Genomic DNA, 9426 nt, shown 5'->3' with positions numbered 1-9426 from the left:
GACACGGACCGATGATGCCGATGACCTTGATGCTTGCAAACCAAAATTCGCTCTCGCCGTACACCCCGACCCGCGTCAGGTTGAGCGCCAGGTAAATGGCCGCGAAGATGGCGTACCACACCACGTCCGGCACATGCGGCAGATACTGATGAATGATGATGTCCGCGGCAATCCACTCGCCGCCGATGGTGAAGGCGCCGTTTAACCAGTACAGCCACGCGCTCAAAAAGCCAATCGACGGGCTGATAAACTCCTGCGCATACGTCTTGAACGATCCCGCCACCGGCATGGCCGTGGCCAACTCGCCGAGACACATCATGACAATGGCCACGATGACGCCGCCGAGCACGTACGCCAGCACGGCGCCCCCCGGCCCGGCCTGGTTCACCGTGTAGCCGGAGCTCAGAAAAAGCCCCGTCCCGATGACCCCTCCAATCGAGATCATGAACATGTGGCGCGCCTGCATGCCGCGGCGCAGCTTCGATTCTTTCTCCAAAATGTCGTCCAACTGCTTCATGCGCGACGTCGCCTCTCCTCGTCTGGCTCGCGAGAACGCTTACACGTGCGATCGCGGCTTGTTTGACTCCCGTAGTGTAGCAAATCCTGTGCCAAGTGCGCGACAGCGCCACCGCACCGGACGCGCCCGCGGCCGAGGCGGCTTCGCGCGCCCACCCGTGGCGGCGCAGGTGCAATCCCGCTTGGCGGTGCCCACGGACTTTGCACCCGGAACAATCGCTTGCTTCGATGCAAACAGCCCATACGCTCCTGCATGCCCATGCATCAGCGGCGGTACCTCGCCGGGTCCACCCCCACCTCCCGCAGCCAGTACTGCAGGTTCTGGCGCGACATCCCAAGCTGCCGCGCCGCCTCCGAGACGTTTCCGCGCGTCTCCTCGAGCGAGGCTTGCAGCACGCTCCGGACGTAATCGCGGACGAGATCGCGAAAGGACGGGCGTTCCCGAGGGACCACCTCCCGACGAGCCTCCGAGGTGGACTCGCGCTCCCCGTCTTCGCGCGCGCCGCGCCCGGCCTGATGCTCGCTGCCTTTCGCCTCATCGAGCGCCTGTTCCAGCCTGCGCCGCACGTGGCCCGGCAGGTGCTGAAACCCGATCTTCGTCTCGTCCTCCATAAGGTTCATGGCGCCCTCAATCACGTGCTCCAGTTCGCGGACGTTGCCGGGCCAGTCGTAGGCCAACAACGCGTCCACGAGCCTCGGCTCGCAGCCTTCCACCCTTAGCCCGAACGCAGCGTTCAACCGGCGGATGAAGTGGGCCACGAGCGGCAAAATGTCCTCGCGGCGGGATCGCAGAGGCGGCACGGTGAGCGTCACGACGCTCAGGCGGTAGAACAGGTCCGCCCGCAGCCGTCCCTCGCGGATGGCGCGGCCCGGCTCCTCGTTCATCGTCGCGAGGATGCGCACGTCCACGGGCCGATCCTTGAGGTCCCCGACGCGGCGCACCACGCGCTCCTGGAGCACGCGCAGCAGCTTGGCCTGAAGCGGCGCGGGCATGGCGTTCATCTCGTCCAAGAGGAGCGTGCCCCCGCTCGCCTGCTCGATGAGCCCGGGCCTGTCCACCGCGCCCGTGAACGCCCCGCGCGCCGTGCCAAACAGGATGCCCTCGACGAGCGTGTCCGGAAGGGCGGCGAGGTTCTGCGACACAAACGGCCCATCCCGCCTCGGGCTGGCCGCGTGGATCCCTTGCGCCAGAAGCTCCTTGCCCGTGCCCGTCTCCCCGACGATAAGCACCGACGAGTCCGTGCGCGCGGCGCGCCGCGCCTGCTCGAGGAGCTCTCGCATCGCGCGGCTCTCCGCGATGATGGACGCGAACGTGTAGCGCACGCCCGCCTGGCCAAACGCCGTGCTTTTCAGCTGCTCGACGCTCGTCACATCGCGGGCGATCTCGACCGCGCCCACCACCCTCCCGTCCGCATACACGGGAAACGTGCGATTCACCGTCGTGATGGCGTGTCCCCGCCGGTTGAAGTAGGTCTGGCGCACGTCGTCGCGCCTTACGCCGCGCCGCACTGCGTCGAGCAGCGTGCTCCCCGCGGCGTCCGGAAACGAGAACACGTCGTCGATCCGCCGCCCCATCACGTCCTCCCGCGCCATTGCCTCGATGTCCGCCATCTTCCGGTTGTAAAACACGGTCACGCCCTCGGCGTCCACCACGTGCACGCCTTCGTCCAGGGCTTCGAGCGCCGCCTCGAGCAAAAGCTGGCGCAAGTCCACGTCCTGCGCGCGCATGCCTCGCCTCCTCTCCGCATGTTCTAGCCTCGCTTGCATCAATATACAAAGAGCCTCGTGGCGCCTGTCGAGATCGGCATGCAAGCCTAGTTTGCAGTGCGAGCCCGAAAAGCGCAAGGCCCTTTTTGCGCTCGTGCGGTCGCCTGCGCCATGGCCGACACCGGCGCTGGCCATTTGGCACAAAGTTTGCTTCGATAGTACACGTAGAGCCCTGCGCGGATCCTGGCCCTACCCATCACACGACTTCGAAGGAGGCCATACGATGATTCCGTATCGCCCAGAACCCTTGACGGACTTCCACAATCCGGCCAACCAGGAGGCGTTCGCCGCGGCCCTCGCCAAGGTCGAACAAGAGCTCGGCCGGACGTACCCGCTCATCATCGGCGGCAAGCGCATCGATACGGGCCGCTACATCGAGTCCATCAACCCGTCCAAGAAGGCGGAAGTCATCGGCCGCGTGGCCATGGCCGGCAAGGACGAAGTGGAGCAGGCGCTCGCCGCGGCCTGGGAGGCTTACCGAACCTGGTCGCGCATGCCGGTCATCGAGCGCGCCGCGCTGCTTTTCAAGACCGCGGCCATCATCCGCCGCAGAAAACACGAGTTTTCCGCCTGGATGCTGCTCGAGGCTGGCAAGAGCCGCGCCGAGGCCGACGCCGACACCGCGGAGGCCATCGACTTTCTGGAGTACTACGGGCGCCAGATGATCGATCTCGCCCGCCGCGCGGACGATCTTCTCACGCCCATCGCGGGCGAGGACAACCACATCGAGTACATTCCGCTCGGCGTGGGGGCCATCATCCCGCCGTGGAACTTCCCGCTCGCCATCGTGACGGGCATGACGGTGTCGGCCGTCGTCGCGGGGAACACGGTCCTCCTGAAGCCCGCCATCCAGACGCCCGTCATCGCCTACAAGCTGATGGAGGCGCTCGAGGAGGCCGGCATGCCGGCGGGCGTCGTGAATTTCGTGCCGGGCGATCCGGCCGAAATGGGCGACTTCATGGTCGGCCACAAGGACGTGCGCTTCATCTCCTTCACGGGCTCCAAGCAGGTGGGCCTGCACCTGAACGAGCTCGCCGCCAAGCGCATCCCTGGGCAGCGCTGGATCAAGCGGTTTGTCGCCGAGATGGGCGGCAAGGACGCCATCGTCGTGGACGAGGGCTACGACGTCGAGCAGGCCGCGCAGATCATCGCCCAGTCCGCGTTTGGCTTCTCCGGCCAGAAGTGCTCGGCGTGCTCGCGCGTCATCGCGCACGAGTCGCTCTACGACGCGCTCGTCCATCGCGTCGCCGAGATCGCCAAGGCGTTCAAGGTGGGCGACGTGCGCGACGCGAGTGTCGGCACGGGGCCGGTCATCGATCAGAAGGCGTTCGAGAAGGTGACCACCTACATCGAGATTGGCCGCGGCGAAGGGCGGCTCGTGGCGGGCGGCACGGCGTCGAACGAGACGGGCTTTTTCATCCAGCCGACGGTGTTCGCGGACGTGAAGCCGGACGCGCGGATCATGCAGGAGGAGATCTTTGGCCCGGTGGTGGCGTTCACGAAGGTGAAGTCGTTTGAAGAGGCCATCGACGTGGCCAACAGCACGGAGTTCGGCCTCACCGGCTCCGTCCTGTCGACAAACCGCGAGCACTTGGCCTACGCGCGCCACCACTTCCACGTCGGCAACCTGTACTTCAACCGCAAGTGCACGGGCGCCGTCGTCGGCGTGCACCCGTTCGGCGGGTTCAACATGTCCGGGACCGACTCGAAGGCCGGCGGCCCGGATTACCTGCTGCTCTTCACGCAGATGAAGAGCGTGTCGGAACTGTTGTGACGGAATACGGCGGGCCGCCGCGCCCGCCTGCTGAGGTGAATCGCATGACAACTCACGTGTCGAGCCGCGAGGCGCTGCGGCTTGAGGAACAGTATGGCGCCAAGAACTACCACCCCCTGCCCGTCGTGCTCGTCAAGGGCGAGGGCGTGTGGGTGTGGGACGCGGAAGGCAACCGGTACCTCGACATGCTGAGCGCGTACTCGGCGCTCAACCAGGGGCACCGCCATCCGCGCATCATCCAGGCGCTGAAGGAGCAGGCGGACGCCATCACGCTCACCTCGCGCGCGTTTTACAACGACAAGCTCGGCCAGCTGTACGAGCGCATCGCGAAGCTCACGCACAAGGACATGGTGCTGCCGATGAACACCGGCGCCGAGGCGGTCGAGACGGCCATCAAGGCGGTGAGGCGCTACGCGTACGACGTCAAAGGCGTGCCCACTGACCAGGCCGAGATCATCGTGGCGGAACACAACTTCCACGGCCGCACCACGACCATCATCTCGTTCTCGAGCGATCCGGAGTACCGGCGCGGCTTCGGCCCGCTCACGCCGGGATTTCGCATCATTCCCTACGGGGACATCGAGGCACTGAAGCAGGCCATCACGGATCGCACCGCGGCGTTTCTCGTCGAGCCCATTCAGGGCGAGGCGGGCATCATCGTGCCGCCGGAAGGCTACCTGCGCGAGGCGTACGAGGTGTGCCGCGCGCACGGCGTGTTGTTCGTGGCGGATGAGATTCAGACGGGGCTTGGCCGCACGGGCCAGATGTTCGCGTGCGACTGGGAGGGCGTCGTGCCGGACGTCTACATCCTCGGCAAGGCGCTCGGCGGCGGCGTCTTCCCCGTGTCCGCCGTGGCGGCCAACCGGGACATCCTCGGCGTGTTCGAGCCCGGATCGCACGGCTCCACGTTCGGCGGCAACCCGCTCGGCGCGGCCGTGGCCATCGCGGCGCTCGACGTGATCGTCGAGGAGAAGCTGCCGGAGAGATCTCGCGCGCTCGGCGAGAAGTTCCTCGGCTGGCTGCGCGAGCTCAAGCACCCGGCTATCAAAGAAGTGCGCGGCAAAGGGCTTTTCATCGGCGTGGAGCTGCACGAGAAGGCGCGGCCGTACTGCGAGCGGCTGAAAGAGGCGGGCCTCTTGTGCAAGGAGACGCACGAAAACACCATTCGCTTCGCGCCGCCGCTCGTCATCACGGAGGACGAACTGGCGTGGGCGTTTGAGCAAATTCGCGGCGTCTTTGCGCAGGATGCGCGCTAGAAAGCAGGGAGAGGCATGAAGGACATTCACATCATCGGCGTCCCGTCCGACTACGGGCAGAGCCGGCGCGGCGTGGACATGGGCCCGAGCGCCATCCGCTACGCCGGGCTGAAGGAGAAGCTCGAGCGGCTCGGCTACGAGGTGGCCGATCTCGGCGACGTGCCCGTGCCGACGCCGGAGACGAGGCGGATTGAACATCAGAAGCTGAAGTACCTGCGCGAGGTCGTCTCGGTCTGCGAGGCGCTCTGCGAAAAGGTGGAGGGCGTGCTCAAGGGCGGCCACACGCCGGTCATCCTGGGCGGCGATCACTCCATCGCCATCGGCAGCCTGGCGGGCATTGCGCGCGCGGGCCAGCCGTTTGGCGTCATTTGGTTTGACGCGCACGGCGACATGAACACAGACGAGACGACGCCCTCCGGCAACATCCACGGCATGCCGCTCGCTGCAAGCCTCGGCCTCGGCCACGAGGCGCTCACCGGCATCGGCGGCATCCGGCCGAAAGTCAGGGCGGAGAACGTGGTGCTCGTCGGCGCGCGGTCCATTGACCCCGAGGAGCGCGAGCTCATTCGCCAATCCGGCATCCACGTCTTCACCATGCAGGACGTCGACCGGCGCGGCATGGACGCCGTCATGCAGGAGGCCATCCGCATCGCCTCTGACGGCACGCGCGGCATCCATTTGAGCCTCGATCTCGACGCCCTCGACCCCATGTTCGCCCCCGGCGTCGGCACGCCGGTCAACGGCGGCTTCACGTACCGGGAGGGCCATCTCGCCATGGAGCTGTTGGCCGCAAGCGGCAAGCTCCTCTCGGTCGACGTCGTCGAGGTGAACCCCATTTTGGACCACCGCAACCAGACGGGCCGTATGGCCGTCGAGCTCCTGGAATCGCTCTTCGGCAAGCGCGTGATGTAAAGACGCGATGGGGTGCCTCGCGCCACGCAGAGGCACCCCGTTTTCCCGTCGGTCGATTCGGCCGTCAGCCCTTCGTCTCCACATAGCGGACGTCGCCCAAGCCGGCCACGTCCTTCTGCACCTCGATGCGACCCCGATCGTTCTCGCCAAGGACAATCCAGCGGCACTCGGGCAGCTCGCGCAGCGGGCGATCGGCGAGATCGCCGAGATCGCGAAGTTGGAACAGCTCGCGCACCTGCTCGGCCACCTCGCCGAGCGTCGCCTCCGGATGCTGGCGCAGCCAGCGGCGGGTCTTGCGCGCGAGGTCCTTGCCGGATCGCGTCAGATACAAGATTTCCTGGTCCAAACTGCATTCCACCACCTATCGCTTGTTAAAGATCAATATACAAGAAAAAGACGGCCATGACATCAAAAATTCTCTAAAAAAGCGGTAGCTGCGCGAGAACGGCGGACTGGCGAGCGCGGCCGTGCGAGTCCACGGGCCTTCACGCGAGCGTATCGAGGATCTCGCGGAGGGAGAGATCCGCGCCGGCGAGCGCCTCGTCGGCCACCCCGTAGTACATGTGCACGACGTCCCCTTCCACCCACGCCCCGCAGGAGAAGACCACGCCGCGGAAAAAGCCCGCCACTTCGTACGGCGCCTCTGGCTTGAGAACGGGCTCGGCCGATCTCGCCAACACGCGCGACGGATCGCCGAGCTCCACGAGGCAAGCACCCATGGCGTACTCGTTCTTCTCGTTGGCGCCGTGGTACAAGAGGAGCCAGCCCTTGTCGGTGCGGATGGGCACGGCGCCTCCGCCCACGCGCACGCTGTCCCAGCTGTCCTTGCGCGGCGCGAGCAGAAAGCGGTGATTGCCCCAGGCGCGCAGATTGGGGGATTCCGCGAGCCAGATGTCGAGCTCCCCGAGGCCGCGCGGCGCAGGGCGGTGGAGCAGGTAGTAGTGCGAGCCGATGCGCTCAGGAAACAACACCACGTCCTTGTTCTCCGGGGGCAGGATGAGGCCGAGCCGCGAGACGTGGTGAAAGTCGCGCGTCGCGGCCAGGCCCACGGCGACGCCGTGGTCGGACACCGCGGTGTAGGTGATGTAGTACACGCCGCCAATCTCGGCCACCCGCGGGTCTTCGACGCCGAAGACCTCGTACGGGGTCTCCGGCGCGAGGAACGGCTTTTCTTCCACGGTGAAGTGGCGGCCGTCGCGGCTTCGCGCGAGGCGCAGGTGGGACATGGACGTGAGCCACACGGTTTCACCCGTGTCCTTGCGGCGCACCGCGCGCGGATCTGAAAAATCGTAGTGCGGATCCGAGCGCTTGAACCAATGGACCTCGACGGTTCGATGCGCGGGGTTGTACACGGGCACGCCAACCGCGTCCTCGTCCGCGCTCGCCTGCTCCGCCACGCGCAGCACGAGCACGGTCTCGTCGCCCACGCGCGCGACGCCCGCGTTAAACGCGCCGATGACGCGCATATCGGGATGCGAAGGCGGCACGTCCTTTGGGGTGATGAGCGGGTTTTCCGCATATCGATTCACGTTCACCGAGATCTCCTCCTTTGCGCGCTGAGCCGTGCGGCTTCACCAGTCCGCGATTTGCCCGCCGCGGTGATTTTGCGCAAACACACGTTGCGGCGGATCGAAGTCGTCATGCGTGACGGAAGACGGCGGCGCGATGCCCGCGTCGCTCGTGTACACGGCGTCAAAGGTCGGATCGAAGATCACCCACCGGCGCCCGTCCCAAGCTTCGTCCCACTGGTGTGGCCCCCACCCGAGTTCACCCAGTCCTTGACCTTGGACCACAAGGGCCGGGATGCCGAGCGCGCGCAGGAGCCCCGCCGCGACGCCCGAGATGTCCTGGCACACGCCGTAGCGACGCGACAAGGTGGTGGTCATCTGCTGCCACGGAATCTGGCCGTTCAGGTAGGCGGGCCAGTTGTACCGGATGTTTCGGGACGCCCAGTCCGAGATGGCCCGGATCTCCGCGTCCACCTGTGTCGGCGAAAGCGAGCGTGCGCCTGGGCGCGTGTGCGCAATGGAGGCGGCGAGCGCGGCCACGGATGGCGACTCATTGTCGTTCACAAACCAACTCTGGAGGAGGCCGAGGCTCTGAAGCGGGAGACTCGGCGCCGCGGACTCGATGGCACGGCTATAGGCGAGCGTGCGCAGCTTGAGGGAAGACTCGTCCAGAACTTCGTCCACCTGAACGTCCAGTGCACCTGTGAACGGCAGGCGAATGGTGGCATTGAGAACGCCGTTCACCATGCGAGCGCTGTAGTGGTGCAATTCATTCGGCTGGGCCTGAGACCTGACCGTGATCATCACCTCGCCTGAAAACCCGTCCTGAGCTTTGAGGCGAAGAGGGAGGACCGGCGCAAGCGGGTTGTAGAGCGCCGAAGAGGTGACGCCCGCCTCTCCGTAGAACCACGGCTCCGGCCACAGATCCCCGGGCCCCTGGTACGCCACGGGCGCGACACCCGAGGCCGGGAGCGGTGTTTGCGGGACGGGATCGATCACGGCGAGCTGCGAGCCCTGCCACCGCGTCTCAACGTGTAGCGCGGCCAACAGCTGCTGCAGGGCGTCCACATCCACGTAGCGTTGACCCCCTTGCGTGACGGCATTCGCGTCGATGGGGCCCCCATACGTGACTTCGTCGCCATTCGCAGGCTGCCAGTACCAGATGTAGAGCGGGCCTGACGATGGCGGCGCCTGCTGAGACGAGGGCAAGTCCCCCACCACCCACCCGTCTGACGTCAGGCGCTGAGGGACGTGCATGAGGTTGAACCAGGCGATGCAGGCGGAGAGCGGCGCGTACACGTGACCACCCGCCCGCCACCACGCAACCGACACCTGGCCCACCCCCGGGACGACGAGGGCGCCCCTTGAGTCGGCGGGGGTGTTGGCACCCTGGGTGGACGCGGAGGCGCGCAGCGGTGCGGCGAAGGACGTGGGAACGGCTACAGCGAGCGGCAGCGCGCACAGCGCGCAAAGCTTGGCGAGAGCGCGAGGGCGAAGCAAACGGCGAGCACCTCCGGATGCTGCGGGAAGATGAGGTTCAAATGCATGGCACACATGCTGGAACAATACGCCGCGCGCGCACCAAATCCTGCGAACAGTGTCGCTCGCCGTCGATATTGCTCGGGAAATTGAGAAGCGTGCCGAAGGGAGGTACGGACAGGAAAATGGGGGGTGGCGTCGAAGAGATCTGAAG

Annotated in this window: 8 protein-coding genes; 3 read left to right on the top strand and 5 right to left on the bottom strand. The window is 66.2% G+C overall.

Features of this window, described 5'->3' with window-relative positions:
• The coding region (locus AS26_RS03365; RefSeq protein ID WP_157068435.1) for an amino acid permease at window positions 1-517 on the bottom strand (517 nt) is incomplete at its 3' end.
• A 263-nt stretch (window positions 518-780) separates the two neighbouring features.
• On the bottom strand, window positions 781-2244 hold the full coding sequence (locus AS26_RS03360) for a sigma-54 interaction domain-containing protein (RefSeq protein WP_062306130.1): 1464 nt from the start codon (window positions 2242-2244) through the stop codon (window positions 781-783).
• A gap of 262 nt (window positions 2245-2506) precedes the next feature.
• Between AS26_RS03360 and pruA the strand changes: the two genes are divergently transcribed.
• The 3 genes from pruA to rocF are packed head-to-tail and all read left to right on the top strand — an operon-like array spanning window position 2507 to window position 6225.
• On the top strand, window positions 2507-4057 hold the full coding sequence (gene pruA / locus AS26_RS03355; RefSeq protein WP_062306128.1) for an L-glutamate gamma-semialdehyde dehydrogenase: 1551 nt from the start codon (window positions 2507-2509) through the stop codon (window positions 4055-4057).
• Window positions 4058-4101: 44 nt separating this feature from the next.
• Window positions 4102-5313, top strand: a complete 1212-nt coding sequence (locus AS26_RS03350; RefSeq protein ID WP_062306136.1) for an ornithine--oxo-acid transaminase — start codon at window positions 4102-4104, stop codon at window positions 5311-5313.
• 15 nt (window positions 5314-5328) lie between these two features.
• Window positions 5329-6225: an arginase gene (gene rocF, locus AS26_RS03345; protein ID WP_062306127.1), complete on the top strand. Its 897-nt coding sequence runs from the start codon at window positions 5329-5331 to the stop codon at window positions 6223-6225.
• Window positions 6226-6289: 64 nt separating this feature from the next.
• Here the strand turns inward: rocF and AS26_RS03340 are convergent, their stop codons facing one another.
• The 3 genes from AS26_RS03340 to AS26_RS03330 form a co-directional block, all read right to left on the bottom strand.
• Entirely contained in the window at window positions 6290-6571 is a 282-nt protein-coding gene (locus tag AS26_RS03340) for a hypothetical protein (RefSeq protein WP_062306126.1), read from the bottom strand.
• Window positions 6572-6710: 139 nt separating this feature from the next.
• Window positions 6711-7760, bottom strand: coding sequence for a glycoside hydrolase family 130 protein (locus tag AS26_RS03335; protein ID WP_062306124.1), 1050 nt, complete (start codon window positions 7758-7760; stop codon window positions 6711-6713).
• 36 nt (window positions 7761-7796) lie between these two features.
• Complete coding sequence (locus AS26_RS03330) at window positions 7797-9233, bottom strand: transglutaminase-like domain-containing protein (RefSeq protein ID WP_062306122.1); 1437 nt, start codon at window positions 9231-9233, stop codon at window positions 7797-7799.
• Between the last annotated feature and the right edge of the window lie 193 nt (window positions 9234-9426).

It is taken from the genome of Alicyclobacillus sendaiensis NBRC 100866, from assembly GCF_001552675.1.
In the GTDB taxonomy this organism is placed as follows: Bacteria; Bacillota; Bacilli; order Alicyclobacillales; family Alicyclobacillaceae; genus Alicyclobacillus; species Alicyclobacillus sendaiensis.
Note: the sequence above shows the minus strand (reverse complement) of the source record. Positions and strands in the feature narration are given on the sequence as shown.

What these genes read in the sequence shown, in the direction of transcription:
- pruA (WP_062306128.1), top strand. Translation starts at nt 2,507, where the DNA reads ATGATTCCGTATCGCCCAGAACCCTTGACGGACTTCCACAATCCGGCC.
- rocF (WP_062306127.1), top strand. Translation starts at nt 5,329, where the DNA reads ATGAAGGACATTCACATCATCGGCGTCCCGTCCGACTACGGGCAGAGC.
- AS26_RS03360 (WP_062306130.1), bottom strand. Translation starts at nt 2,244, where the DNA reads ATGCGCGCGCAGGACGTGGACTTGCGCCAGCTTTTGCTCGAGGCGGCG.
- AS26_RS03350 (WP_062306136.1), top strand. Translation starts at nt 4,102, where the DNA reads ATGACAACTCACGTGTCGAGCCGCGAGGCGCTGCGGCTTGAGGAACAG.